1 protein-coding gene is annotated in these 608 nt (G+C 35.9%); it reads right to left on the bottom strand.

Annotated elements, in window-relative coordinates; translation table 11 throughout:
- Positions 1-539, bottom strand: a 539-nt coding sequence (locus Q1B07_RS26725; RefSeq protein ID WP_299095871.1) for a transposase zinc-binding domain-containing protein, incomplete at its 3' end; no start/stop codon positions are given.
- Between the last annotated feature and the right edge of the window lie 69 nt (positions 540-608).

Consider the following 608-nt stretch of genomic DNA (forward strand, 5'->3'; position numbering starts at 1 on the left):
AAATGGAACGGGATATAGTCATAGGTTTTCCATTCACCATTCTTTTTCATTCCTCCCATAGTCACAAGCATATGAACATGGGGATTAAAGTTTAAACGCGATCCAAATGTATGTAAACCTGCAATGACACCAGGAGTAACTTTGAATTTTTCCTCAAACCACTGTTGAACGATTCCGACCGCTTCATCCATGAATTCCTTTAATAAATGACGATGTTTTAGAAATATGTTTCTTAATCCTTCATCAATTGTAAAAATGACATGACGATGATTGACTTGAAAAACCTCTTCCGAAAGTAACCTGCCCCATTCTTCTGTTTCCCCACAGCTACAGGTTGTGCAAAATCTTCCTTTGCATCGGAAAGGGACTTTTTTTACATCATGACACCCTTCGCAAACTAATAATTTAAATCCGTTCTTGGGATTTCCGCAACCCTTAAACTTCTCCACCTCTTTAATCACTATCAGACGAAGGTTTTTATGATGTTTTTTTACAAATTTATCCCAATGTTGATTTTGATCAAAAAAGATACGTTTCAAAATATTCGACTCCATACCTCAATTTTCTCGCAATCGCAAAAAAGGGGCAACATATAAATTCTGATATTA

Source organism: uncultured Metabacillus sp. (genome assembly GCF_947503125.1).
In the GTDB taxonomy this organism is placed as follows: Bacteria; Bacillota; Bacilli; order Bacillales; family Bacillaceae; genus Metabacillus.